At 54.9% G+C, this 24433-nt stretch carries 25 protein-coding genes and 1 other annotated feature; of the genes, 15 read left to right on the top strand and 10 right to left on the bottom strand.

Features of this window, described 5'->3' with window-relative positions:
* Window positions 1-149: 149 nt before the first annotated feature.
* The 5 genes from ymiC to topA form a co-directional block, all read right to left on the bottom strand.
* Complete coding sequence (ymiC, locus tag ACQG1Y_RS12780; protein ID WP_032103392.1) at window positions 150-248, bottom strand: small membrane protein YmiC; 99 nt, start codon at window positions 246-248, stop codon at window positions 150-152.
* 137 nt (window positions 249-385) lie between these two features.
* Window positions 386-556, bottom strand: coding sequence for a hypothetical protein (locus ACQG1Y_RS12785; protein WP_006810843.1), 171 nt, complete (start codon window positions 554-556; stop codon window positions 386-388).
* 2 nt (window positions 557-558) lie between these two features.
* Window positions 559-699: a YmiA family putative membrane protein gene (locus tag ACQG1Y_RS12790; RefSeq protein WP_213083754.1), complete on the bottom strand. Its 141-nt coding sequence runs from the start codon at window positions 697-699 to the stop codon at window positions 559-561.
* Between the two features lie 336 nt (window positions 700-1035).
* The gene (gene cysB, locus ACQG1Y_RS12795; RefSeq protein WP_006810844.1) at window positions 1036-2010 is read right to left on the bottom strand and encodes an HTH-type transcriptional regulator CysB; all 975 of its coding nucleotides are present in this window, start codon (window positions 2008-2010) and stop codon (window positions 1036-1038) included.
* A gap of 186 nt (window positions 2011-2196) precedes the next feature.
* Entirely contained in the window at window positions 2197-4794 is a 2598-nt protein-coding gene (gene topA / locus ACQG1Y_RS12800) for a type I DNA topoisomerase (RefSeq protein WP_017384217.1), read from the bottom strand.
* Window positions 4795-5192: 398 nt separating this feature from the next.
* Here topA and ACQG1Y_RS12805 point away from each other — a divergent pair, with 398 nt between their 5' ends.
* Window positions 5193-5444 (top strand): YciN family protein, encoded by a 252-nt coding sequence (locus ACQG1Y_RS12805; protein WP_003856804.1) that lies wholly within the window; start codon window positions 5193-5195, stop codon window positions 5442-5444.
* 35 nt (window positions 5445-5479) lie between these two features.
* Here the strand turns inward: ACQG1Y_RS12805 and sohB are convergent, their stop codons facing one another.
* Entirely contained in the window at window positions 5480-6526 is a 1047-nt protein-coding gene (gene sohB, locus ACQG1Y_RS12810) for a protease SohB (RefSeq protein ID WP_368740383.1), read from the bottom strand.
* A gap of 252 nt (window positions 6527-6778) precedes the next feature.
* Here sohB and ACQG1Y_RS12815 point away from each other — a divergent pair, with 252 nt between their 5' ends.
* Window positions 6779-7540 carry a YciK family oxidoreductase gene (locus ACQG1Y_RS12815; protein ID WP_017384219.1) on the top strand — a complete coding sequence of 254 codons (762 nt, stop codon included), beginning with the start codon at window positions 6779-6781 and terminating at the stop codon, window positions 7538-7540.
* Window positions 7537-8127: a cob(I)yrinic acid a,c-diamide adenosyltransferase gene (gene cobO, locus ACQG1Y_RS12820; RefSeq protein WP_046619712.1), complete on the top strand. Its 591-nt coding sequence runs from the start codon at window positions 7537-7539 to the stop codon at window positions 8125-8127. The genes ACQG1Y_RS12815 and cobO overlap by 4 nt, the downstream gene beginning before the upstream one ends.
* A gap of 36 nt (window positions 8128-8163) precedes the next feature.
* On the opposite strand, the gene rluB is transcribed toward cobO, so the two are convergent.
* From rluB to rnm, 3 genes are all read right to left on the bottom strand, one after another.
* Window positions 8164-9039: a 23S rRNA pseudouridine(2605) synthase RluB gene (gene rluB / locus ACQG1Y_RS12825; protein WP_003856794.1), complete on the bottom strand. Its 876-nt coding sequence runs from the start codon at window positions 9037-9039 to the stop codon at window positions 8164-8166.
* A 97-nt stretch (window positions 9040-9136) separates the two neighbouring features.
* The gene (locus tag ACQG1Y_RS12830; RefSeq protein ID WP_003856793.1) at window positions 9137-9757 is read right to left on the bottom strand and encodes an L-threonylcarbamoyladenylate synthase; all 621 of its coding nucleotides are present in this window, start codon (window positions 9755-9757) and stop codon (window positions 9137-9139) included.
* Window positions 9754-10647 carry an RNase RNM gene (gene rnm / locus ACQG1Y_RS12835; RefSeq protein ID WP_047740447.1) on the bottom strand — a complete coding sequence of 298 codons (894 nt, stop codon included), beginning with the start codon at window positions 10645-10647 and terminating at the stop codon, window positions 9754-9756. Before rnm ends, ACQG1Y_RS12830 begins: the two co-directional genes overlap by 4 nt.
* 127 nt (window positions 10648-10774) lie before the next feature.
* Between rnm and trpL the strand changes: the two genes are divergently transcribed.
* From trpL to yedF, 8 genes are all read left to right on the top strand, one after another.
* The gene (gene trpL / locus ACQG1Y_RS12840) at window positions 10775-10819 is read left to right on the top strand and encodes a trp operon leader peptide (protein WP_071524153.1); all 45 of its coding nucleotides are present in this window, start codon (window positions 10775-10777) and stop codon (window positions 10817-10819) included.
* Window positions 10796-10890, top strand: a sequence feature (Trp leader region). Its footprint overlaps the gene before it by 24 nt.
* Before the next feature lie 23 nt (window positions 10891-10913).
* Entirely contained in the window at window positions 10914-12476 is a 1563-nt protein-coding gene (locus ACQG1Y_RS12845; RefSeq protein WP_047740445.1) for an anthranilate synthase component 1, read from the top strand.
* Window positions 12476-14071 carry a bifunctional anthranilate synthase glutamate amidotransferase component TrpG/anthranilate phosphoribosyltransferase TrpD gene (gene trpD / locus ACQG1Y_RS12850; protein ID WP_017384223.1) on the top strand — a complete coding sequence of 532 codons (1596 nt, stop codon included), beginning with the start codon at window positions 12476-12478 and terminating at the stop codon, window positions 14069-14071. The genes ACQG1Y_RS12845 and trpD overlap by 1 nt, the downstream gene beginning before the upstream one ends.
* A 3-nt stretch (window positions 14072-14074) precedes the next feature.
* The gene (gene trpCF, locus ACQG1Y_RS12855; protein WP_058688674.1) at window positions 14075-15433 is read left to right on the top strand and encodes a bifunctional indole-3-glycerol-phosphate synthase TrpC/phosphoribosylanthranilate isomerase TrpF; all 1359 of its coding nucleotides are present in this window, start codon (window positions 14075-14077) and stop codon (window positions 15431-15433) included.
* 10 nt (window positions 15434-15443) lie between these two features.
* Entirely contained in the window at window positions 15444-16637 is a 1194-nt protein-coding gene (trpB, locus tag ACQG1Y_RS12860; protein WP_003856780.1) for a tryptophan synthase subunit beta, read from the top strand.
* Window positions 16637-17446 carry a tryptophan synthase subunit alpha gene (gene trpA / locus ACQG1Y_RS12865; RefSeq protein WP_015570379.1) on the top strand — a complete coding sequence of 270 codons (810 nt, stop codon included), beginning with the start codon at window positions 16637-16639 and terminating at the stop codon, window positions 17444-17446. The genes trpB and trpA overlap by 1 nt, the downstream gene beginning before the upstream one ends.
* Before the next feature lie 174 nt (window positions 17447-17620).
* Window positions 17621-18832 (top strand): selenium metabolism membrane protein YedE/FdhT, encoded by a 1212-nt coding sequence (yedE, locus tag ACQG1Y_RS12870; protein WP_017384226.1) that lies wholly within the window; start codon window positions 17621-17623, stop codon window positions 18830-18832.
* On the top strand, window positions 18829-19062 hold the full coding sequence (yedF, locus tag ACQG1Y_RS12875) for a sulfurtransferase-like selenium metabolism protein YedF (RefSeq protein ID WP_003856774.1): 234 nt from the start codon (window positions 18829-18831) through the stop codon (window positions 19060-19062). Before yedE ends, yedF begins: the two co-directional genes overlap by 4 nt.
* Before the next feature lie 286 nt (window positions 19063-19348).
* On the opposite strand, the gene ompW is transcribed toward yedF, so the two are convergent.
* Window positions 19349-19981: an outer membrane protein OmpW gene (gene ompW, locus ACQG1Y_RS12880; protein WP_023303840.1), complete on the bottom strand. Its 633-nt coding sequence runs from the start codon at window positions 19979-19981 to the stop codon at window positions 19349-19351.
* Between the two features lie 282 nt (window positions 19982-20263).
* On the opposite strand from ompW, the gene ACQG1Y_RS12885 reads away from it, so the two are divergent.
* The 4 genes from ACQG1Y_RS12885 to ACQG1Y_RS12900 all read left to right on the top strand — a co-directional run bounded on the left by ACQG1Y_RS12885 (window position 20264) and on the right by ACQG1Y_RS12900 (window position 24357).
* On the top strand, window positions 20264-20668 hold the full coding sequence (locus ACQG1Y_RS12885) for a YkgJ family cysteine cluster protein (RefSeq protein WP_023296724.1): 405 nt from the start codon (window positions 20264-20266) through the stop codon (window positions 20666-20668).
* 25 nt (window positions 20669-20693) lie between these two features.
* On the top strand, window positions 20694-21437 hold the full coding sequence (locus ACQG1Y_RS12890; protein ID WP_015570376.1) for a YciC family protein: 744 nt from the start codon (window positions 20694-20696) through the stop codon (window positions 21435-21437).
* A gap of 13 nt (window positions 21438-21450) precedes the next feature.
* The gene (locus ACQG1Y_RS12895) at window positions 21451-21990 is read left to right on the top strand and encodes a septation protein A (RefSeq protein WP_003856762.1); all 540 of its coding nucleotides are present in this window, start codon (window positions 21451-21453) and stop codon (window positions 21988-21990) included.
* Window positions 21991-22170: 180 nt separating this feature from the next.
* A complete protein-coding gene (locus ACQG1Y_RS12900) occupies window positions 22171-24357 on the top strand; it encodes a TonB-dependent siderophore receptor (RefSeq protein ID WP_032671613.1) in 2187 nt (728 codons plus the stop codon).
* Window positions 24358-24433 lie beyond the last annotated feature (76 nt).

Genomic DNA, 24433 nt, shown 5'->3' on the forward strand with positions numbered 1-24433 from the left:
AACAGGGATGTCCTGACAATCATCAGGGCTGTAATTAAAGATAACACAAAGATGTCGTAACGTTTTGATAACAACCCAAATTGATAAATTTAGGAATGGTCCAACGCGAGGGATAAAACAAAAACCCCGCCGTGGCGAGGTTTTACGATTTAGTGCAAGGCCAGCCAGAGGAGCTGACACCAGAAGAGGATCGACGCTGAGAATACGCCGAGCCATGACCAGTATTTTACGGTTGTCATGTTATTCATCATAGGGACACCAGACTTTAATTATTTAAGGTTGCGAGGTCTGCCCTCGTTCTATATTGCTGATGTGTATTTATTAAGGAGTACAAAAGTGCACAGTCTATATTCAGACTATTTGCATCATTACGCAAAAATCAAAATTATTGTTTTTTGGGTTCGTCTTCCGCGAACACATCAATAAAGGCCTGCTGCTGCGGCGTCAGTTTCCAGGAAGCTGGCACGCTGGTTGCTGGCGCCTTACGGGCTTTGTGAGCATTGTCACGAAGCTGACACATCTCTTTTCTCGCTTCTGTACGCACCGTCATGACCATAATCAACCCCAGTAATTCCAGACAAGAAGAGCAACCACCACCCAGAACAGGGCAGAGCCAAGAAAGACCGCCAGCCAGGCTTTACGCTTAAGCGCGGGATCCCTTTGCGGTTCTTCACTTCCTGACGGCATTGCTAACCTCATACAATCGATATCGCTTATCATTTAGAGACCAAACAATTGGCACAAGTAATCATTTGATGAGATAAATCCTAAAGAAACTTTAGCCGAAAAGCCAGTGAATTTACGTATCCGAGCCCGGGAAAATTCAATCTTTTGACCAGAAATAAATAATTGAAAAGAATAATTTGCACAGCTGTAAATTAGTTTCTACTTTTGTCGCAAATTTGCGACAGTAAAACCATAGTCATCAAATGGGTTATGACGATATATGACAGTGGGCGTAGATGATGATAATTCTAATTCAGGTTTAAAGCGGAATGACGGTATCTTTCCGCAGGAGAAAGATACCGGGAGTGATTATTTGGCGGGAAGTTTAATGTCTTTAAACATCTCTTCGATGTCTTCATTGGAGCGTAACGCCACAGCTGTATCCACCACATCGCGCGTTAAATGTGGCGCAAAGCGTTGAATAAAATCATACATATAGCTGCGCAGGAACGTGCTGCGACGAAAACCTATCTTGGTGGTGCTGTGACTGAAAATATCATGCGCATCCAGACGCACCAGATCCGGGTCTGAGACAGGATCCACCGCCATGCTGGCAATAACCCCAACGCCCAGGCCCAGACGCACATACGTTTTTATGACGTCCGCATCCGTCGCCGTAAAGACAATCCGTGGCGTTAATCCGGCGCGGTTAAACGCGGTGTCCAGTTCAGACCGGCCCGTAAAGCCGAACGTATAGGTCACCAGCGGGTATTGCGCCAGTTCTTCGATTGTCACTTCGCCCTTCCCCGCCAGCGGGTGATCCGGGGTCACGACAATAGAGCGGTTCCAGTGGTAGCACGGGAGCATGACCAGATCATCGTACAGATGGAGCGCTTCCGTCGCGATAGCGAAGTCTGCATTGCCTTTAGACACGGCCTCTGCGATTTGCGTCGGTGAGCCCTGATGCATATGCAGGGAAACGCGGGGATAGCGTTCTATGAAGCCTTTGATCACCCCGGGAAGCGCATAACGCGCCTGTGTATGCGTGGTGGCAATATACAGAGAGCCTTTATCTGGCCAGGTATGTTCCCCGGCGACGGATTTAATGGCGTCGACTTTGGAGAGCACTTCCCGTGCGATGCGTATGATTTCCTGTCCTGCCGGGGTGACCTGAGTCAGGTGCTTACCGCTGCGGGCAAATATCTGTATACCTAACTCATCCTCCAGCATACGCACCTGCTTACTGATGCCGGGCTGAGAGGTATAAAGACCTTCTGCGGTGGAAGAGACATTGAGGTTATGATTGACGACCTCAACGATATAGCGAAGCTGCTGTAATTTCATGCCAGACCATCCGATTTAGCGCATGCGTCAATCGCTTAAGACGATTTGATAATAAGAAACGGGTTAACTATAACCACTATATCATTTATAGCCAGGCTGTATAGTACGGAACAAAAAATAATAACTACGTAATAAAAAAGGGCCGGAAGTCCGGCCCTTTTACAGGTAAGTTACGGTAAGGGAAGATTATTTCTTGCCTTCAACCCATTTCCCGTCGACAAAGAAGGCTGACCATCCGGTCGCTTTGCCCTCTTTCTCTGCCGCCACGTACTGCTGCTTCGTTTTACGGCTGAAGCGCACCACGGTTTTGTTGCCTTCCGGATCCTGCTGTGGCGCATCGGCCAGGTAACGCAGTTTCTCCGGCAGACGGTCGCGGAAGCGGTACAGTTCTTCTACCAGCGGCGCACGGGTTTCGCGCGATTTCGGGAAGGTGTTGGCCGCCAGGAATACCCCGGCAGCGCCGTCACGCAGCACGAAATACGCGTCTGACTTCTCGCACGGCAGCTCAGGAAGCGGAACCGGATCTTCCTTTGGCGGCGCAACTTCACCGTTACGCAGGATCTTACGCGTGTTTTTACAGTCGTCGTTGGTGCATGCCATGTACTTACCGAAGCGTCCCATTTTCAGGTGCATTTCGGAACCACATTTCTCACACTCAACGATTGGACCGTCATAGCCCTTAATACGGAACTCACCTTCTTCGATCTCATAACCATCGCAGGTCGGGTTATTGCCACAAACGTGCAGTTTGCGTTTGGGATCGATCAGGTAGCTGTCCATCGCCGTGCCGCATTTCTTACAGCGGCGTTTGGCGCGCAGTGCGTTGGTCTCCGCATCGTCACCTTCCAGCACGTTGAGAACTTCGTTCTCCGGCACGAGGTTGATGGTGGTTTTGCAACGCTCTTTCGGCGACAGCGCATAGCCAGAGCAACCGAGGAACACGCCCGTGGTCGCGGTACGGATCCCCATTTTACGGCCGCAGGTTGGGCAGTCGATGCTCGTCAGTACCATCTGGTTAGGCAGCATGCCGCCCTCTTCAGGATCTTTCTCGGCTTTCTCAAGCTGATTGGTAAAATCGCTGAAGAAGCTGTCGAGAACTTTCTTCCATTCTGCCTTATGGCTGGCAACCTCATCGAGGCTGTCTTCCATCTGCGCGGTGAAGTCATAGTTCATCAACTCACGGAAGTTCGCTTCCAGACGGTCGGTGACAATCTCACCCATTTTTTCAGCATAGAAACGACGGTTCTCGACGCGAACGTATCCACGATCCTGAATGGTCGAAATGATTGACGCATAGGTGGACGGGCGACCGATGCCGCGTTTTTCCAGCTCTTTCACCAGCGATGCTTCGCTGAAGCGCGCAGGTGGCTTGGTGAAGTGCTGAGCCGGGACCAGATCAACCAGCGACAGCTCGTCACCTTTGTTGACTGAAGGCAGCGTTCTGTCTTCATCACCTTTACGTAACGCTGGCATCACTTTTGTCCAGCCGTCGAAGCGCAGAATGCGGCCGCGCGCTTTCAGGCGGAAATCACCCGCGCCGACCGTCAGCGTGGTGGAGTCGTATTTCGCTGGCGTCATCTGGCAGGCTACGAACTGGCGCCAGATCAGCTGATACAGCTTCTGGGCGTCCGCTTCCATATCTTTCAGCGATTCAGCCAGAACAGAAACGTCAGAAGGACGAATCGCTTCGTGCGCTTCCTGAGAATTCTCTTTGCTGGCGTACTGATTAGGCCCGTCCGGCAGGTATTTCTTACCGAAGTTGTCCTCGATATAGCCACGCACCATGTTGACAGCGTCCTGGCTCAGGTTGGTGGAGTCAGTACGCATGTAGGTGATGTAACCCGCTTCATACAAGCGCTGGGCCATCATCATGGTTTTCTTCACGCCGTAACCCAGACGGGTACTTGCCGCCTGCTGGAGAGTTGACGTGATAAACGGTGCGCCAGGCTTGCTGCTGGTTGGTTTATCTTCACGATCCAGAACCTGATAACGCGCTTTTTCCAGCAGCGCCACGGCGGCCATGGTCTGATCGCGATTTTCAGGACGGAACGGTTTGTCGTTGTGATGGCTCACCTGCAACGGCAGCGCATCGCCGCCCGGCGTGGTGACATTCGCATCCACTTCCCAGAACTCTTCCGGGACGAACGCTTTGATCTCGCGTTCACGCTCAACAACAAGACGAACAGCCACAGACTGCACACGCCCCGCAGACAGGCCGCGAGCGACCTTTTTCCACAGCAACGGCGAGACCATGTAGCCTACAACGCGGTCCATAAAGCGACGCGCCTGCTGAGCGTTAACACGGTCGATATTCAGTTCACCCGGCTTTTCAAACGCCTGACGAATCGCATTCTTTGTAATTTCGTTGAACACTACACGGCTGTAGCGTTTGTCATCACCCCCGATCACTTCCCGCAGGTGCCATGCAATGGCCTCCCCTTCGCGGTCAAGGTCGGTTGCGAGATAAATGTGGTCTGCTTTTTCAGCAAGCTGTTTCAGCTCGTTAACGACTTTTTCTTTGCCTGGCAGCACTTCGTAATGTGCATCCCAGTTGTGCCATGGGTTAACACCCATGCGGTTGACAAGCGCGCTACGTTCATCCTTTTTAGGCTTTTTAGCCCCTTTGGTGGAGGTAGAGTCTGCGCTCTTTTTGCTGGCTGAGCCACTGGTCGGCAAATCGCGAATGTGACCAACGCTGGACTTAACCACGTAGTCATTGCCCAGATATTTATTGATCGTTTTGGCTTTTGCCGGGGACTCAACGATGACGAGAGCTTTACCCATATTCACCTTTACCTAATTTAATTCTTCCAGGAATACGCCGCACGTTGATTTCCCTTCCGCTGACGACGAGCCATTGATATTGCGACATCGTCAGGGGATATCAACCCCTATGTGTTACCGAACGTCAGAATGGCGACATCCAGGTCATTGAGTTTTCGGGTATTTTTCTCACATCAAAGTTCATTCGTGACGAATTCCCGGTCGAATGTCAAGCAATTCTGTTGCCAGAATGACGAAAGCGCACACTGTACCTGATAAAATTCGTTACGCAACTTTATTAGCATGCAAAAGCAAATCCCGCCAGCCAGCCCCTGTTTCTTATCCCCTCGGATAACAGGGAAAATTTGCCCCCGAAGCGACCCAGGCGTAGACTATTGTCACTGTTTAAGGAGTGGAATATGCAGAATACGACCCAACCCATTGACCGAGCTTCATTGCTTATCGAAGCAAACAAACTCATTCGCGACCATGAAGACACCCTGGCGGGAATTGAAGCGACTGGCGTGGAACAACGTAATGGCGTGCTGGTGTTCAGCGGTGAATACTTCCTTGATGAACAAGGGCTACCCACCCCGAAAAGCACCGCCGTGTTTAACATGTTTAAATACCTGGCGCATACCCTCTCAGAGAAGTACCACCTGGTCGATTAAAACGAAAACGCGAGGCATCTGCCTCGCGTTTTTCTTTACAGCAGCGGCTTTTGGCCGCGCTGCAACCAGCGTAGCAGCAGGCGATCAGCGCTTTCTGCCGCGCTATTGGTAAAACGGTCGAGCAGGCGCTTACGTCGGGTGAAGCGCACCTCCACCAGCTCACGGCCTTCCATCAGGTTGAGCAGGAGGTCATCGCTGGTACCCACTTCATCCACCAGCCCTTTCTCCTGCGCCTGCGTGCCGTACCAGTGTTCGCCCGTAGCCACCTGCTCAATGTCCAGCGTTGGGCGCATGCGGTGCACGAAATCTTTGAACAGATGGTGGGTTTCGTTCAGATCTTCCCGGAATTTCTGCCGTCCCTCTTCGGTATTTTCGCCGAGCAGCGTCAGCGTACGTTTGTACTGACCCGCCGTATGCAGTTCGATGTCGATCTCTTTATTTTTCAGGAAACGATTGAAGTTAGGGATCTGCGCGACCACCCCAATCGAGCCGATAATGGAGAACGGTGCCGCGACGATTTTATCCGCCACGCACGCCATCATATAGCCGCCACTCGCCGCGACCTTATCTACCGCAACGGTGAGTGGGATCTGTTTATCCCGCAGACGTTGTAACTGCGAAGCCGCCAGTCCATACCCATGCACTACGCCGCCCGGGCTTTCAAGGCGTACCACCACCTGATCCTGGGCTGTCGCCACGGCCAGCACCGCCGTCACTTCTTCACGCAGAGAGGAGACTTCATGCGCATCCATGCTACCTTTAAAATCGAGCACATAGACGCGCGGTTTTGCGTCAGCCTGTGGCGTGGCGAGCTTAGCTTTCGCCTTCGCGGCTTTGGCGTCCTGCTTATGTTTTTTCTTCTGGGCTTTTAGCCACAGCTTCTGTTGATGATCGTCAAGCAGCGCCAGAGACATCTCCTCCTGCATCTCTTTATACTGCTCGCTCAGGCGGGTAATGCGTAACTCACCACGCTGACGCTTACGCTGCGTCAGGTTGACAATCAGGACGGCAATCACCGCGACAGCAATAACCACCGTCGCGATTTTGGCCAAAAACAACCCATACTGAGAAAGTAATTCCACGCGTTCCACCTTGATTTAACCACGAATCTTTCACGCCAGTGTACAACAGCCCTGCGCAGGCGTCTCGCTCTGGACATTACCTCTGCGAGGCGGCTTCAGGAATCCCCCGCTTCTGGTTTAAATCTTTGCAAATTGTTAATTTCCCAGCGTTCTGTCCTGTAGACTGATTGAATTCTGACGCTGTTTCGGGCATAAAGCCGAAAAGTCATAAATAAAGGTGCAAGTCACGCCCAATGCGCCTGAGGAGCCACCGTGCATTATCAGCCACAAAAAAACCTTCTACAGAACCGCATCATTCTGGTTACCGGTGCCAGCGACGGGATTGGTCGCGAAGCGGCGCTGACTTATTCTGAATACGGTGCGAGCCTTATTTTGCTGGGACGTAATGAAGAAAAGCTCAAAGCCGTCGCCCGTGAAATCGAAAACGCCGGCGGTACCCCCACGCCCTGGTATACGCTCGATCTGCTGACCTGCACGCCAGCGTCATGTCAGGCCCTTGCCCAGCGTATCAGCACGCATTATCCGCGTCTGGACGGCGTACTGCACAACGCGGGGTTACTGGGCGAAGTGCGCCCGATGGATGAACAGGATCCGGAAATTTGGCAGCAGGTGATGCAGGTTAACGTCAACGGGACGTTTTTCCTGACCCAGGCCTTGCTTCCTTTATTACTCAACTCCGATTCCGGCTCGCTGGTATTTACCTCCTCCAGCGTGGGGCGTCAGGGGCGTGCGAACTGGGGGGCTTACGCCGTCTCAAAATTTGCCACCGAAGGAATGATGCAGGTGCTGGCCGAAGAGTACCAAAGCCGCCACCTGCGGGTTAACTGTATTAACCCAGGCGGTACGCGCACCAAAATGCGCGCCAGCGCCTTCCCGACAGAAGATCCGCAGAAGCTTAAAACCCCGGCCGATATCATGCCCCTTTACCTGTGGCTGATGGGTGACGACAGCCGTCGCAAAACCGGAATGACCTTCGATGCCCAGCCAGGCCGCAAACCGGGGATATCGCAATGAGTGAAGATCGGCATCAGCAGCGCCAGCAGCGTCTGAAAGAACAGGTTGATGCACGCGTGGCGGCCGCTCAGGACGAGCGCGGGATCCTCATCGTGTTCACCGGCAACGGCAAAGGCAAAACCACCGCCGCATTTGGGACCGCCACCCGCGCAGTCGGGCATGGGCAGAAAGTGGGCGTGATCCAGTTTATCAAGGGTGAATGGCCCAACGGCGAGCGTAATCTGCTCGAGCCGCATGGCGTTGAGTTTCAGGTAATGGCAACCGGTTTTACCTGGGATACCCAGAACCGGGAAACCGATACCGCAGCCTGCCTCGCCGTCTGGGAGCATGCCAAAAGAATGCTTTCAGACCCGTCGCTGAACATGGTGTTGCTGGATGAGATCACCTATATGGTGGCGTATGACTACCTGCCGCTGGAAGCCGTGCTGGAGGCCCTCAGGAACCGCCCTGCACACCAGACGGCGATCGTCACGGGGCGCGGGTGTCATCGGGACATTCTGGAGCTGGCCGATACCGTCAGCGAGCTGCGTCCGGTTAAGCATGCGTTCGATGCGGGTATCAAAGCGCAAATTGGGATTGATTACTGAAGAAAAAAAGCCCGGTATATTCACCGGGCTTTTCAATTAACCGTTGTTATTACGGCTGCCAGAGCGGCGATTGCTGCTAACCTGGCTGTGACGTTTCACCGCACGGCGGATTTGATTCGCCTTCATGCGACGACGATCTTTCTCTACCGCCACTTTCGACGTGGTTTCTGGCGTCAGGCCAACCAGATCGCGCAGGTAGTTGGTTTGCGTCAGATCCAGTTCGGTATAGCCGCCACGTGGCAGGCCTTTCGGCAGCAGAATGTCGCCATAGCGGACGCGAATCAAGCGACTCACCTGGACACCGACCGCTTCCCACAGACGACGCACCTCGCGGTTACGTCCCTCTGTCAGGGTAACGTTGTACCACTGGTTAATGCCTTCACCACCGGTAAACTTGATGGTTTTGAACGCCGCAGGGCCGTCCTCCAGCTGAACACCACGCGACAGGTCGCGCAGTTTGTTCTCATCAACCTGGCCGAAAACACGAACGGCGTATTCACGTTCCACTTCACGACTCGGGTGCATCAGACGGTTTGCCAGTTCACCATCGGTGGTGAACAGCAGCAGGCCGCAGGTGTTCACGTCCAGACGCCCTACGGCAATCCAGCGGGCGCCACGCAATTTTGGCAGACGGTCAAACACCGTCGGGCGACCTTCCGGGTCGTTGCGGGTACACAGTTCGCCTTCCGGCTTGTAGTAAGCCAGTACGCGGCAGATCTGTTCAGCAGACTCTTTCACGGAGATAAGATGGCCGTCAATGCGGATCTTCAGCCCCGGTACGATTTCAACGCGGTCACCGAGCGTGGCGATTTTACCGTCCACACTCACGCGGCCTGCTTCAATAATGGCTTCGATTTCACGGCGCGAACCGTGGCCGGCGCGCGCCAGCACTTTCTGTAACTTCTCGCTCATTGAGCTTCCTCAGGTGTCGCCTTCACAGGCGTCGAATCAGGTCAAAAACAGGGCAACGCCCTGCTTTGATGGCCGCGTAGTATATCTGCTTACACCCTTACAAGAAAGGCTTAACATCGCCCACGCCTTCACGAATCACTTCTGGCGCGTCTTCGGTGAGATCCACCACGGTGGTCGGCTGCTGGCCAAGATAGCCGCCATGAATAATCAGCTCCACCACCTTCTCCAGACGATCTTTGATCTCTTCCGGGTCGGACTCGGTAAACTCACTGCCCGGCAGCATCAGCGATGTGGAGAGCATCGGCTCGCCGAGGGTTTCCAGTAGCGCCTGGGCAATCGGGTTCGACGGCACGCGCATGCCGATGGTTTTACGTTTTTCCTGCAACAGACGACGCGGCACCTCTTTTGTCCCCTTCAGAATGAAGGTGTAGTTACCCGGCGTGTTGTTTTTAATCAGACGAAAGGCCACGTTATCAACATAAGCATAGGTCGACAGCTCAGAGAGATCGCGACACATCAGGGTGAAGTTGTGGCCGTCCGGCAGCTGGCGGATGCGACAGATGCGCTCCATCGCCCCTTTATCCTCAATTTTACAGCCCAGCGCGTAGCCAGAATCGGTTGGGTAGACAATAACGCCGCCTTTGCGGACGATCTCCACGGCCTGATTAATCAGACGTGGCTGGGGGTTATCCGGATGGATATAGAAAAACTGACTCATACTTCCCTCTCTTCAATTTGCTGTGGCTGTTCCCAGAGCTGCCAGACAGGCTCAACGCCCGCGGGTAACCAGAGCTTGCGCCCCAGTTCAATCCACGCGCAGGGCTGATGGAAATCTGAACCCTGTGACCCAAGCAGACCAAACTGACGGGCGTAGGTCGCGAGCTGCGAACGCTCATTGGGTGCCTGCTGACACTGGGCAACTTCTATCGCCTCACCGCCGCATTCGGCAAAGTGTGCCAGCAGTCTTTTCAGCCATTTAGCAGAAAGATTATACCGCCCCGGATGGGCCAGCACGGCCTTACCGCCAGAATGATGAATCACATCAATAGCTTGTTTTATTGTACACCACTGTGGGGGAACGTATCCGGTTTTCCCGCGCGCCAGATACTTTTTAAAGACATTCGCCATGGTCGTCGCCTTACCGGCATCCACAAGAAAACGGGCGAAATGGCCGCGCGTCACCGCCCCACCGTTCGCCAGCGTTCGCGCGCCTTCCAGCGCACCGGGAATATGCGCTTTTTCCAGACGTTCGCCAATCATCTCCGCGCGTTGATTGCGGCGTGTTTTTTGTTCTTGCAAAAAAGCACGCATGGCCGGATGTTCTGTATCGATATTCAGGCCAACGATATGAATTTCGTGGTTTTCCCAGACCGTCGAGATCTCAACCCCGGCCACCAGATCCAGCGCCAGTCCGCTGCGGGCAATCTCGGCGCGCGCGGCGGGAATGCCGTCAGTGGTATCGTGATCGGTTATTGCCAGCGTGCCGACACGCATTTCAACGGCGCGATGGACCAGAGCTTCGGGTGTCAGCAGGCCATCTGAAGCCTGCGTATGGCTATGTAAATCATAAATTACGGCGTAGGTGGTATCGCTCAAAGCACTTCCCATAACAGGTTGGAGACATCCGAAGCCCCTATGATACCGACTAACCGTGAAATACTGAAATCAGGGGTTGACAACACGCCATCGAACTAGTTAACTAGTACGCAAGTTCACACGAGAAAGGTATCTGAAAATGACAGCACATTTCGCTCTGCACGGTTGGTGGCGTACTTCCTGATCTTCGGGCAGTGTCACGCGTCTGCGAAATGCAAACAGATACCCGGCCCGCTACCCAGCGGGCTTTTTTTTGAACAGAATATGAGAACAACAACATGCAAACAGCCAAACCTCATCTCGAACTGCTGACCTGCGAGGCGGCCTATCGCCATAACCCTACCGCGCTGTTTCATCAGGTGTGCGGCGCACGTCCCGCGACGCTGCTGCTGGAGTCTGCTGATATCGACAGTAAGGACGACCTCAAAAGCCTGCTGCTGGTTGACAGCGCGCTGCGCATTACCGCGTTAGGTGACACCGTCACTATCAAGGCGTTGTCTGACAATGGCGCGTCGCTCCTGCCGCTGCTGGATGCGGCGCTGCCTTCAGGCATTGAAAATGAACGCCACCCGGACCTGCGTATTCTGCATTTCCCGCCGGTGAGCCAGCTGCTGGATGAGGATGCCCGCCTCTGCTCGCTCTCCGTTTTTGACGCCTTCCGCCTGCTGCAAAATCTGGTGGCCGTGCCGGAAGTTGAGCGCGAAGCAATGTTTTTTGGCGGGCTGTTTGCTTACGACCTGGTTGCTGGCTTTGAAGATTTACCGGAAACCGAGCAGGGTAATCGCTGCCCGGACTACTGCTTCTACCTGGCCGAAACCCTGCTGGTGATCGACCATCAGAAAAAATACACCCGCATCCAGGCCAGCCTGTTCACCCCGTCTGAGTCTGAGAGAAATCGCCTCGCGCAGCGCATCGCCCAACTGCAACAGCAGATGTCGGAAGCACCGCCCGCGCTCCCGGTGCAGCGTGTTGAAAAGATGACCTGCGAGGTGAGTCAGACCGACGATCAGTACGGCGCGGTGGTACGTCAGATGCAAAAAGCGATTCGTGCCGGGGAGATTTTCCAGGTGGTGCCGTCCCGTCGCTTCTCACTGCCCTGCCCGTCGCCGCTGGCGGCTTACGATGTGCTGAAAAAGAGCAACCCAAGCCCGTACATGTTCTTTATGCAGGACAATGATTTCACCCTGTTTGGCGCGTCGCCGGAAAGCTCCCTCAAGTACGACGCCACCAGCCGCCAGATTGAGATCTACCCAATAGCGGGAACCCGTCCACGCGGCCGTCGTGCCGATGGTTCACTGGATCGCGACCTCGACAGCCGCATCGAGCTGGAGATGCGTACCGACCATAAAGAGCTCTCCGAACACCTGATGCTGGTTGACCTGGCGCGTAACGATCTGGCACGCATTTGCACGCCTGGCAGCCGCTACGTGGCGGACCTGACCAAAGTCGACCGCTACTCCTTCGTCATGCACCTGGTATCCCGCGTGGTGGGTGAACTGCGCCACGACCTCGACGTTCTGCACGCCTACCGCGCCTGCATGAACATGGGCACCCTGAGCGGCGCGCCGAAAGTCCGCGCCATGCAGCTGATCGCTGAAGCGGAAGGACGCCGTCGCGGCAGCTACGGTGGTGCCGTGGGCTATTTCACCGCTCACGGTGACCTCGATACCTGCATCGTGATCCGCTCCGCCTACGTTGAGGACGGCATTGCCACCGTCCAGGCCGGGGCCGGGATTGTGCTGGATTCTGTTCCGCAGTCGGAAGCCGACGAAACCCGCAGTAAAGCGCGCGCGGTACTGCGCGCCATTGCTACCGCACACCATGCACAGGAGATTTTCTGATGGCTGACATTCTGCTGCTCGATAATATCGACTCCTTTACTTACAACCTGGCAGATCAGCTGCGTGCGAATGGTCACAACGTCGTTATCTATCGCAACCACGTTCCGGCCCAGACGCTGATTGACCGTCTGGCGACCATGCAAAACCCGGTGCTGATGCTCTCCCCGGGCCCAGGCGCACCGAGCGAAGCAGGCTGTATGCCTGAGCTGTTGACCCGTATGCGCGGCAAGCTGCCGATTATCGGCATCTGTCTCGGCCACCAGGCGATTGTCGAAGCCTACGGCGGTTACGTGGGTCAGGCGGGGGAGATCCTGCATGGTAAAGCGTCAAGTATTGAACATGACGGTCAGGCGATGTTTGCCGGTCTGCCGAACCCGCTTCCGGTAGCGCGTTACCACTCGCTGGTCGGCAGCAACATTCCGGCCGGGCTGACCATTAACGCCTCGTTTGAAGGGATGGTGATGGCGGTGCGTCACGATGCGGATCGCGTCTGCGGGATGCAGTTCCATCCGGAATCTATCCTGACGTCCAACGGCGCGCGCCTGCTGGAGCAAACGCTCGACTGGGCGCTGCAAAAGCTGGAGCAGACCAACACCCTGCAACCGATTCTGGAAAAACTGTATCAGGCTCAGACTCTGAGCCAGCAGGAGAGCCATCAGCTGTTCTCCGCCGTCGTGCGCGGCGAGCTGAAGCCTGAGCAGCTGGCCGCTGCGCTGGTGAGCATGAAGGTACGCGGCGAAAGCCCGCAGGAGATCGCCGGTGCGGCAACCGCGCTGCTGGAAAATGCTGCCCCGTTCCCGCGCCCGGACTATCCGTTTGCCGATATTGTCGGGACCGGTGGCGACGGCAGTAACAGTATCAATATTTCCACCGCCAGCGCCTTTGTGGCCGCGGCATGCGGTCTGAAAGTGGCGAAACACGGCAACCGCAGCGTGTCCAGCCGTTCCGGATCGTCCGACCTGCTGGCGGCTTTCGGTATCAACCTGGACATGAACGCCGAGCGTTCCCGTGAAGCGCTGGATGACCTGGGCGTCTGTTTCCTGTTCGCGCCGAAGTATCACACCGGTTTCCGCCACGCGATGCCTGTTCGCCAGCAGCTCAAAACCCGCACGCTGTTTAACGTGCTCGGTCCACTCATTAACCCGGCGCACCCGCCGCTGGCGCTGATTGGCGTTTACAGTCCGGAGCTGGTCCTGCCGATTGCGGAGACGCTGCGCGTCCTCGGTTACCAACGCGCCGCCGTGGTACACAGCGGCGGGATGGATGAAGTTTCCCTGCATGCGCCCACGCTGGTGGCCGAACTGAATAACGGCGAAGTGCTGAACTATCAGCTTGAGGCCGCTGACTTCGGGTTGACCCCGTACCATCAGGACGCCCTGGCGGGCGGCACGCCGGAAGAAAACCGTGACATTCTCACGCGCTTATTACAAGGTAAAGGTGAGGCCGCCCATGAGGCCGCCGTGGCGGCCAACGTAGCCATGCTGATGCGTTTACATGGCGAGGAAGATCTGAAAGCCAACGCCCAAAAAGTTCTGGACGTACTGCGCTCCGGTGCAGCTTACGATCGCGTTACCGCACTTGCGGCAAGAGGGTAAATAATGCAGACCGTTTTAGCGAAAATCGTCGCCGATAAGGCCATCTGGGTGGAAGCCCGTAAGCAACAGCAGCCGCTCGCCAGTTTTCAGAATGACGTCGTTCCGAGCAGCCGTCGTTTTTATGATGCGCTCCAGGGCGCGCGTACCGCGTTTATTCTGGAGTGTAAAAAAGCGTCTCCGTCCAAAGGCGTGATCCGCGACGATTTCGACCCGGCGCGTATTGCCGGTATCTACAAGCATCATGCGTCTGCCATTTCTGTGCTGACGGATGAGAAATATTTCCAGGGCAGCTTCGATTTTCTGCCCGTTGTCAGCGGCATCGCGCCGCAGCCGATTCTGTGCAAAGACTTTATTATCGACCCGTATCAGATCTGGCTGGCGCGCTTTTACCAGGCAGATGCCTGCCTGCTGATGCTCTCCGTTCTGGATGACGAGCAGTATCGCCAGCTCTCCGCCGTCGCGCACAGCCTGAATATGGGCGTGCTGACCGAAGTGAGCAACGAAGAGGAGCTGGAGCGCGCCATCGCGCTGGAAGCCAAAGTGGTCGGCATTAACAACCGCGACCTGCGCGACCTGTCGATTGACCTCAACCGTACGCGCCAGCTTGCGCCGCGTCTGGGCGCGGGCGTCACGGTGATCAGCGAATCCGGGATTAACAGCTACGCTCAGGTGCGCGAACTCAGCCACTTTGCCAACGGTTTCCTGATAGGTTCCGCAATGATGGAACACGAAGACCTTAACGCGGCCGTGCGCCGCGTGCTGTTGGGTGAGAACAAAGTCTGCGGCCTGACCCGTGCCCAGGATGCGCAGGCCGCATATGAAGCGGGCGCAATCTATGGTGGTCTGATCTTTGTCGAGTCCTCTCCTCGCGCAGTAAATGAAGAACAGGCGCGCAAGGTGATCGCGGCTGCGCCACTGAGCTACGTGGGCGTGTTCCGCACTGCGGATATTAACGACGTTGCGGCAAAAGCGGACGCGTTATCCCTGAGCGCGGTCCAGCTGCACGGCGATGAAGATCAGGCGTACATCGATGCTCTGCGACATGTTCTGGCGCCTCAGGTTCAGATCTGGAAAGCGCAAAGCGTTGGCGCCACCCTGCCCGCGCGTAACCTGAAGCATGTTGATAAATACGTGCTCGACAACGGCCAGGGCGGCACGGGGCAGCGTTTTGACTGGTCACTGCTGCGTGGCGAAGTGCTGGACAATGTCCTGCTGGCAGGGGGATTAAGCCCCGATAACTGTGTCGAAGCGGCCAAAACCGGCTGCGCCGGCCTCGATTTCAATTCAGGCGTAGAGTCCCAACCGGGCATTAAAGACGCCAGCAAGCTGGCATCGGTATTTAAAACTCTGCGTGCATATTAAGGAAGAGAAGATGACGACATTACTTAACCCGTATTTTGGTGAGTTCGGTGGGATGTATGTCCCACAAATCCTGATGCCCGCGCTGCGCCAGCTGGAAGAAGCGTTCGTGAGCGCACAGAAAGATCCGGCGTTTCAGGCGGAGTTTACTGACCTGCTGAAAAACTACGCCGGTCGTCCGACTGCGCTGACAAAGTGCCGCAACCTGACCGAAGGCACTAAAACTACGCTGTATCTTAAGCGTGAAGATCTGCTGCACGGTGGCGCGCATAAAACTAACCAGGTGCTTGGCCAGGCGCTGCTCGCGAAGCGGATGGGTAAAACCGAAATCATCGCCGAAACCGGCGCGGGGCAGCACGGTGTGGCCTCAGCGCTCGCCAGCGCCCTGCTCGGTCTGAAATGCCGCATTTACATGGGGGCGAAGGACGTTGAGCGCCAGTCGCCAAACGTGTTCCGTATGCGTCTGATGGGGGCGGAAGTGATCCCGGTGCACAGCGGTTCTGCCACGCTGAAAGATGCCTGTAATGAAGCGCTTCGCGACTGGTCTGGCAGCTACGAAACCGCCCACTACATGCTCGGTACCGCCGCGGGCCCGCACCCGTTCCCGACCATCGTGCGTGAATTCCAGCGCATGATCGGCGAAGAGACTAAAGCGCAGATCCTCGAAAAAGAGGGTCGCCTGCCGGATGCGGTGATCGCCTGCGTTGGCGGCGGATCTAACGCCATCGGCATGTTTGCCGATTTTATTGACGAAACCAGCGTTGGGCTGATTGGCGTTGAGCCTGCCGGCCACGGCATTGAAACGGGCGAGCATGGTGCGCCGCTGAAGCATGGCCGCGTGGGTATCTACTTCGGCATGAAGGCCCCAATGATGCAGACCGATGAAGGGCAGATTGAGGAGTCTTACTCGATCTCTGCCGGGCTGGATTTCCCGTCCGTAGGGCCGCAGCACGCGTTCCTGAACAGCACCGGCCGCGCGGATTATGTCTCCATCACCGATGACGAAGCGCTGGAGGCCTTCAAAACGCTGTGCCGCAATGAAGGGATCATCCCGGCGCTGGAGTCTTCCCACGCGCTGGCGCACGCGCTGAAAATGATGAAGGAAAACCCGGAAAAAGAGCAGCTGCTGGTGGTAAACCTTTCCGGTCGCGGTGACAAAGATATCTTCACCGTTCACGATATTCTGAAAGCACGAGGGGAAATCTGATGGAACGCTACGACAACGCATTTGCACAACTGAAAGCTCGCCAGGAAGGCGCCTTCGTTCCCTTCGTGACGCTGGGCGACCCCGGCCCGGAGCAGTCGCTGAAGATTATCGACACCCTGATTGATGCCGGTGCCGACGCGCTGGAGCTCGGTATTCCGTTCTCCGATCCGCTGGCGGATGGCCCGACCATTCAGAACGCAACGCTACGCGCGTTTGCCGCGGGCGTGACGCCGAGCCAGTGCTTTGAAATGCTGGCGGCGATCCGTCAGAAGCACCCGACCATTCCGATCGGCCTGCTGATGTACGCCAACCTGGTGTTCAGCCGCGGTATTGATGCGTTTTACGCAGAGTGCGCCCGCGTGGGCGTTGACTCCGTGCTGGTGGCTGACGTGCCCGTTGAAGAGTCTGCGCCATTCCGTCAGGCGGCAATGCGCCACAACGTCGCGCCGATTTTCATCTGTCCACCGAATGCCGATGACGATCTGTTGCGCCAGATTGCCTCTTACGGACGAGGTTACACCTACCTGCTCTCCCGTGCGGGCGTCACCGGTGCGGAAAACAAAGCCGCGCTGCCGCTGCATCATCTGGTGGAGAAGCTGGCAGAATACCATGCTGCACCGCCGCTTCAGGGCTTTGGCATTTCTTCACCGGATCAGGTTACTGCGGCGATTGACGCGAAAGCCGCCGGAGCCATTTCCGGTTCGGCTATCGTGAAAATTATCGAGAAGAACGTGGATAAGCCAGAGCAGATGCTGGCTGAGTTACACGCATTCGTCACATCCATGAAAGCGGCCACGCGCAAGGCGTAACCGTTAACACCGTCTGGCCCCGGCGTCAGGCGGTTTTCCCTTCTCTCTTCCTGAAAGAAGCAGGTCAAAATTGATCCTGTCGATATTTTCGGTGTGAATGACTTTCCAAACTTTCGCGTAAGCGTATGATCTGGGCTCTTTTTAGCGTTACCCTTCTGAGTTCAGAGGTTATTCATGTCATGGCATTCCTTCAAACAGACTTACCTGGTTAAGTTCTGGTCACCTGTTCCGGCCGTTATCGCGGCAGGCATTCTCTCTACTTATTATTTCGGTATTACCGGCACCTTCTGGGCTGTTACGGGCGAGTTTACCCGCTGGGGTGGGCAGCTATTACAGCTGGCAGGCGTCCATGCCGAAGAGTGGGGCTACTTCAAACTGATCCATCTTGAGGGCACACCGCTGACCCGCATCGACGGGATGATGATCATTGGCATGTTCGGCGGCTGTTTTGCGGCCGCGCTGTGGGCCAACAACGTTAAGTTGCGCATGCCGAAAAGCCGCATCCGCATTATGCAGGCCGTGGTCGGCGGCATCATTGCCGGGTTTGGCGCCCGCCTGGCGATGGGCTGTAATCTGGCCGCGTTCTTTACCGGTATTCCGCAGTTCTCGCTGCATGCCTGGTTCTTTGCCGTCGCCACCGCCATCGGCTCCTACTTCGGTGCTAAATTCACCCTGCTGCCGCTGTTCCGCATTCCGGTGAAAATGACGAAAGTTAGCGCTGCCTCTCCGTTAACGCAAAAACCCGATCAGGCGCGTCGTCGCTTCCGCCTCGGTATGCTGGTCTTTTTTGCCATGGTTGCCTGGGCGATTTGCACGGCGATGAATCAGCCAAAACTCGGCTTGGCCATGCTGTTCGGCGTCGGTTTTGGTCTGCTGATTGAACGCGCGCAGATCTGCTTTACCTCCGCGTTTCGCGATATGTGGATCACCGGACGAAGCATGATGGCGAAGGCGATCATTGCCGGTATGGCCGTGAGCGCGATCGGCATCTTCAGCTACGTTCAGCTCGGCGTGGAACCGAAAATCATGTGGGCGGGCCCAAATGCCGTCATTGGCGGGCTGCTGTTTGGTTTTGGCATCGTGCTGGCGGGCGGGTGTGAAACCGGCTGGATGTATCGCGCTGTGGAAGGCCAGGTGCATTACTGGTGGGTGGGTCTGGGTAACGTGATTGGCTCTACCATTCTGGCCTACTACTGGGATGACGTCTCTCCGGTACTGGCAACAAACTGGGACAAGGTCAACCTGCTGAATACCTTTGGTCCACTCGGGGGGCTCCTGGTGACCTACGCCCTGCTGCTTATCGCCTTCTTACTGGTTGTTGCACAAGAGAAGCGCTTCTTCCGACGCGCCACCGCCAAAACTGAAACTCAGGAGAATGCCGCATGAAAGAGATCGTGCCTGATTATCGTCTCGATATGGTGGGTGAACCTTGCCCTTACCCGGCCGTCGCCACGCTTGAAGCGCTACCGCAGCTAAAGAAAGGTGAAATTCTGGAAGTGGTGAGCGATTGCCCCCAGTCGATCAATAACATTCCTCTTGATGCCAAAAATCACGGCTATACCGTGCTGGATATCCAGCAGGACGGACCAACCATTCGTTATTTAATTCAGAAGTGACTTCACGATCGAAAAAGGCCTCTCAGAGGCCTTTTCTAGTTTACTGGCTTTGGCCACCGTCGTCGTCTGAGCTTCGGCAGGCATGAATGAATGGTGAGACGTGTTCCGCAAACGGAACAGATAGCACCGTGAGGTAGGCTATGTGCTGGGCTGAACGTCGTGAACTGAAACTGTTTACCTGCACAAACCGGACACTCAAATTTGATGTTGGGGATATCCCCTCCAGCCAGGTGTATGGAACAACCACCATACAGCAATCACCGGCTGACAGGGGATATATCTTCTGTCAGAAACGATAGCCTGCTGAGAACATAAATACCCACGGATCCAGTCGGGTATTGATACTTTGCTGCTGCCCGCCAGCTTTAAAGCGCACGTCCGTATCAATGTCCATATACCAGACCGAGGCGTTGATCAGCCAGTCACGGTTAATCAGATAATCCAGACCAACCTGCCCCGCCATACCCCACGAGTCTTTCAGGCTGAGATCGGAGAGCCCGGCCTTTTTACCGGTATCGTTAAATTTCTCATCAAAGAAGGTGGTGTAGTTAACCCCTGCACCAATATAAGGGCGCACCTTGCTGCTGGAATCGCCGAAGTACCACTGCGCCATCAGCGTTGGTGGCAAATGGTGAACCGTGGCAATGTCCCCGGTCGGTCCTAAACCGACGCGGTGACGGAATGGCGTGGCGGCTAAAAGCTCGACGCCAACGTTATCCGTTGCCATATACGTAAACGTCAGGCCTAACTGGGTGTTATTGCTGACGTTAAACCCGCCCATACCCAGTACATTATCAGACCCTTCCGTTGGACGTACCGTTGCCGAACCGGCACGAATAAAGAATTCGCCTGCTTCATGCGCGTACGCGCCGCCAGAGAGACTGCTTAAGATAAGGGCTGCCACCGCTAATTTTTTCATATCCGCTCCATCGTTGTGGTTTTAATTGCGGAGGAGAATATACTCACAAATGAGTAATAAGTGATCTAACACAGATCACATTAAAACCAGTAAGTTAACATTCATTGATCTAGGTTAATTTTTGGTGACGCCTCATAAAGCAATAAGTTGTTACCGCGTCAATTTTTGGCATTTCATGGTTACAAAATTTTCTGTTTTCCCTCTCTTGCGCTTCCTGTAGCGGCTGGATAATTTATCGCTCTCACAATGTGATTTGATGCGTTCTACTTTTGCAGGTGTGCCATGAGTGATCATAACCCGTGCATGACGTGCGGAGCCTGTTGTGCGTATTTTCGAGTCTCGTTCTACTGGGCTGAAGCCAGCGATGGCGGCGGCACCGTTCCGGTTGATCTCACTGAACCCTTAACCCCTTTTCTGCGCTGTATGCGCGGCACCAACCAAAAACAGAGCCGCTGTGTGGCACTGCAAGGTGAGCCTGGGGTATCCACCCGCTGTTCCATTTACGCGGATCGCCCCAGCCCGTGTCGCACTTTCGCGATGTCGGGAAAGGATGGGCAGGTCAATGAGGCATGCAATCGCGCCCGCGCCCGCTATGGATTACCGCCGCTTTACAAAGATATGCTTTTCCATACAAGCCTTGATGCTGCCACCAGCGTGTTATCCGGTGTACAATTGCCGGCTAATTAACACCTGCAATACTCAAGGAGAGTGCATGTCTATCACGGCGAAGTCTGTCTACCGTGACACGGGAAATTTTTTCCGCAATCAGTTCATTACCTTTTTACTGATCGCGTTGTTGTGCGCCTTTATTACGGTGGTGCTGGGTCATGCGTTCTCACCCAGTGATGAACAGATTGCCACGCTGAGCCAGGGGGAAAATCTTGCAGGCAGCGCAGGGTTGTTTGACCTTGTGCAGAATATGACGCCAGAGCAACAGCAAATCTTGCTGCGCGCATCTGCGGCATCTACCTTCTCGGGCCTGATTGGCAACGCCATTCTGGCGGGTGGCGTGTTGCTGATGATCCAGCTGGTGTCTGCCGGCCAACGCGTCAGCGCGTTACGTGCAATCGGGGCCAGCGCTCCGGTGCTGCCAAAACTGTTTATCCTCATCTTCCTGACCACGCTGCTGGTCCAGATGGGGATAATGTTGGTTGTCGTTCCGGGCGTGCTGCTGGCTATCGTGCTTTCATTCGCGCCAGTAATGGTTGTGCAGGACAAAATGGGCATTTTCACCGCCATGCGCAGCAGCATCAGGCTCGCATGGGCCAATATGCGACTGGTCGCCCCGGCCGTTATCAGCTGGCTGCTGGCCAAAACTCTGCTGTTGCTGTTTGCGCCGAATTTTGCGGTGTTAACGCCAAACGTCGGAGCGGTTGTCGCCAATACGCTGAGCAATCTGATTTCAGCCGTGCTGCTGGTCTATTTGTTCCGCCTGTACATGTTAATTCGTCAGTAACTGGGATCGCAGAATGAAGCAGTTTCTTGATTTTTTACCGCTGATCGTATTTTTCGCTTTTTATAAGCTGTACGACATTTATGCCGGCACGCTGGCGCTGATTGTGGCAACGGCTGTGGTGCTGATTTACAGCTGGGTTCGCTATCGCAAAGTTGAAAAGATGGCGCTCATCACCTTCCTGATGGTGGCGGTGTTTGGAGGTCTGACGTTGTTCTTCCACAATGATGAATTTATCAAATGGAAGGTCACGGTGATTTACGGCCTGTTTGCGGGCGCACTCCTCATCAGCCAGTGGGTGATGAAGAAGCCGCTGATCCAGCGCATGCTGGGGAAAGAACTGACCCTGCCACAGGCTGTGTGGGGGCGTCTAAATATCGCCTGGGCGCTATTTTTTATTCTGTGTGGTCTGGCGAATATCTATATCGCATTCTGGCTGCCGCAGAATATCTGGGTCAACTTCAAGGTGTTTGGCCTGACGGCGCTGACTCTTATCTTCACCCTGCTCAGCGGCGTTTATATTTATCGCCACATGCCGCAGGATGACAAGCACTGATCCTTCTGGCCAGATCGCCACGCGGTCTGGCCTCTTTTCCCGCCTTCTCTTTTCTCTACACCCTTCCTGCGAAAATGTCTGAATCATGAAGATTTTATGGAGTTTGCTGTCGCTTTATTGTAATGAGAATGACTATCATTAATATTCGTCATCGCATTTTTAACAAATGGAAATGAGTTGATGAATAACATAATAAGATTTGCCCCGGCTACACTTACGCTCGCCATTCTTTCAACGCTTTATCAGAGCGCACACGCAGCGGAAGATCCTCTCGCCGATGGTGAAACAATGGTTGTTCAGGCCACCGCTGAAGAGGCGCTGAAGCAACAGCCGGGGGTATCCATCATCACGGCAAAGGACATAGAAAAGGATCCACCGGTTAACGATCTTTCAGAAATTATTCGCAAAATGCCCGGGGTTAACCTCACCGGAAACAGCGCGACAGGCAGCCGCGGTAACAACCGCCAGATCGACATCCGCGGTATGGGGCCGGAGAACACGCTGATTCTGATTGACGGTGTGCCGGTGACGTCACGTAACTCGGTGCGCTACAGCTGGCGCGGGGAGCGCGACACCCGCGGGGATACCAACTGGGTTCCGCCAGAGATGGTTGAGCGCATTGAAGTGCTCCGGGGACCTGCTGCCGCCCGCTATGGTTCGGGGGCGGCCGGCGGCGTCGTCAACATCATTACCAAACGCCCGACCAACGACTGGCACGGCTCGCTCTCCCTGTACACTAACCAGCCTGAAAATGATAAAGAGGGAGCGACGAAACGCGCTAATTTTGATCTGAGCGGCCCCCTTGCGGGCGATGCGTTAACGATGCGCCTGTACGGGAATATCAACAAAACTGACGCAGATGCTCAGGACATCAACACCGCGCAAAACGGTTCTTACGCCGCCGGACGTGAAGGCGTGCGCAACAAGGACATTAATGCCCTGCTCTCCTGGAAACTCACGCCACAGCAGATTATCGATTTCGACTACAGCTACAGCCGCCAGGGCAATATCTACGCGGGTGATACTCAATACAGCAACAGCAACGTCAGCCCTGACGGTCTGGTGTCGTCCCTGTATGGACACGAAACGAACCGAATGTACCGCCAGTCTTATGGCATTACGCACAACGGCATCTGGGACTGGGGTCAGTCAAAGTTCGGTGTTTATTATGAAAAGACCAACAACACCCGCCTGGAAGAAGGCTCTACGGGCAAAGTTGAGGGGATGATCAATAGCGATAAATACGATACCAGCCGGCTGGAGTCATACCGTTCAACGGGTGAACTGAACATGCCTTTCTTCTGGCTGGTCGAACAGACGCTAACCGTGGGTGCAGAATGGAACCGTGATGAACTGAACGATCCGGCCTCAATGCAGGCGACAAATGTGTCGGGAGAAGTGATTAACGGCGTTCCCGGTACGGCTTCTGAGCGCAACAGCAAAAACAGCGCTGACCTCACTGGCATCTATCTTGAGGACAATATTGAAGCGCGCCAGGGCACCAACCTGATCCCAGGGCTCCGCTTTGATTATCACAATCAGTTTGGCAGCAACTGGAGTCCTAGCCTGAACCTCTCTCAGGATTTGGGTGACATGTTCAAGGTTAAAGCGGGTATCGCTCGGGTATTTAAAGCGCCAAACCTGTATCAATCCAGCGAAGGCTATCTGCTTTCCACCCGCGGCAATGGCTGCCCGAACAACGTTTCCGAAGGAAGCTGTTACCTGTTAGGTAATCCGGATCTGGATCCTGAAATCAGCGTGAACAAAGAGATTGGCCTGGCCTTCGCGCTGGAAGGCTACGAGGCTGGCATAACCTGGTTCCGCAACGATTACAAAAACAAGATTGTTTCGGGAACGGATGTGCTGGGCCAGACAAGCAGCGGCGCAAATATCCTTCAGTGGCAGAACGGAGGAAAGGCTGTTGTTGAGGGGCTGGAAGGCAACCTCACCGTCCCGGTTATTCGCGACACGCTAACCTGGCGTACCAATGCGACGTATATGATTCAGTCTGAAAGTAAGGACACCGGCAACCCTCTGTCGATTATCCCAAAATATACCGTCAACACGATGCTCGACTGGCAGGTTAACAGCAAACTTTCAGCGAACCTTAGCTGGACGATGTATGGCCGCCAGAAGCCAAGAGAAAATGCTGAAATCCGCAAAGAGCAGAATGCGATGTCAGATAAAGAGATTGGCGCCTATTCCATCGTTGGGATCGGTAGTAACTATCAACTGACAAAAGATCTCCGCCTGAATGCCGGGATCAGCAACCTCTTTGATAAGCAAATTTACCGAGAAAATGACGGTGCATCGACCTATAACGAACCAGGCCGTGCGTATTACGCCGGCGTGACCCTGTCCTTCTGACCCTCTGGCGCCTGCTCTGCGGGCGCTAACCCTATTCTCTCCAGCCAGAAATCATAGTAGCATCCCGCCTGAAGTC

This window comes from Enterobacter cloacae complex sp. 397G4 (assembly GCF_050031515.1).
GTDB classification, from domain to species: Bacteria; Pseudomonadota; Gammaproteobacteria; order Enterobacterales; family Enterobacteriaceae; genus Enterobacter; species Enterobacter hormaechei_C.

Excerpts from the sequence above, each read along its gene's own strand:
- ACQG1Y_RS12785 (WP_006810843.1), bottom strand. The coding sequence starts at position 556 with ATGGTCATGACGGTGCGTACAGAAGCGAGAAAAGAGATGTGTCAGCTT.
- trpA (WP_015570379.1), top strand. The coding sequence starts at position 16,637 with ATGGAACGCTACGACAACGCATTTGCACAACTGAAAGCTCGCCAGGAA.
- ACQG1Y_RS12885 (WP_023296724.1), top strand. The coding sequence starts at position 20,264 with ATGAGTGATCATAACCCGTGCATGACGTGCGGAGCCTGTTGTGCGTAT.
- trpD (WP_017384223.1), top strand. The coding sequence starts at position 12,476 with ATGGCTGACATTCTGCTGCTCGATAATATCGACTCCTTTACTTACAAC.
- topA (WP_017384217.1), bottom strand. The coding sequence starts at position 4,794 with ATGGGTAAAGCTCTCGTCATCGTTGAGTCCCCGGCAAAAGCCAAAACG.
- trpB (WP_003856780.1), top strand. The coding sequence starts at position 15,444 with ATGACGACATTACTTAACCCGTATTTTGGTGAGTTCGGTGGGATGTAT.
- ACQG1Y_RS12895 (WP_003856762.1), top strand. The coding sequence starts at position 21,451 with ATGAAGCAGTTTCTTGATTTTTTACCGCTGATCGTATTTTTCGCTTTT.
- ACQG1Y_RS12805 (WP_003856804.1), top strand. The coding sequence starts at position 5,193 with ATGCAGAATACGACCCAACCCATTGACCGAGCTTCATTGCTTATCGAA.
- trpCF (WP_058688674.1), top strand. The coding sequence starts at position 14,075 with ATGCAGACCGTTTTAGCGAAAATCGTCGCCGATAAGGCCATCTGGGTG.
- yedE (WP_017384226.1), top strand. The coding sequence starts at position 17,621 with ATGTCATGGCATTCCTTCAAACAGACTTACCTGGTTAAGTTCTGGTCA.
- ymiC (WP_032103392.1), bottom strand. The coding sequence starts at position 248 with ATGAATAACATGACAACCGTAAAATACTGGTCATGGCTCGGCGTATTC.
- ACQG1Y_RS12790 (WP_213083754.1), bottom strand. The coding sequence starts at position 699 with ATGAGGTTAGCAATGCCGTCAGGAAGTGAAGAACCGCAAAGGGATCCC.
- cysB (WP_006810844.1), bottom strand. The coding sequence starts at position 2,010 with ATGAAATTACAGCAGCTTCGCTATATCGTTGAGGTCGTCAATCATAAC.
- ACQG1Y_RS12890 (WP_015570376.1), top strand. The coding sequence starts at position 20,694 with ATGTCTATCACGGCGAAGTCTGTCTACCGTGACACGGGAAATTTTTTC.
- rnm (WP_047740447.1), bottom strand. The coding sequence starts at position 10,647 with ATGGGAAGTGCTTTGAGCGATACCACCTACGCCGTAATTTATGATTTA.
- ompW (WP_023303840.1), bottom strand. The coding sequence starts at position 19,981 with ATGAAAAAATTAGCGGTGGCAGCCCTTATCTTAAGCAGTCTCTCTGGC.
- ACQG1Y_RS12830 (WP_003856793.1), bottom strand. The coding sequence starts at position 9,757 with ATGAGTCAGTTTTTCTATATCCATCCGGATAACCCCCAGCCACGTCTG.
- yedF (WP_003856774.1), top strand. The coding sequence starts at position 18,829 with ATGAAAGAGATCGTGCCTGATTATCGTCTCGATATGGTGGGTGAACCT.
- ACQG1Y_RS12845 (WP_047740445.1), top strand. The coding sequence starts at position 10,914 with ATGCAAACAGCCAAACCTCATCTCGAACTGCTGACCTGCGAGGCGGCC.
- ACQG1Y_RS12900 (WP_032671613.1), top strand. The coding sequence starts at position 22,171 with ATGAATAACATAATAAGATTTGCCCCGGCTACACTTACGCTCGCCATT.
- rluB (WP_003856794.1), bottom strand. The coding sequence starts at position 9,039 with ATGAGCGAGAAGTTACAGAAAGTGCTGGCGCGCGCCGGCCACGGTTCG.
- cobO (WP_046619712.1), top strand. The coding sequence starts at position 7,537 with ATGAGTGAAGATCGGCATCAGCAGCGCCAGCAGCGTCTGAAAGAACAG.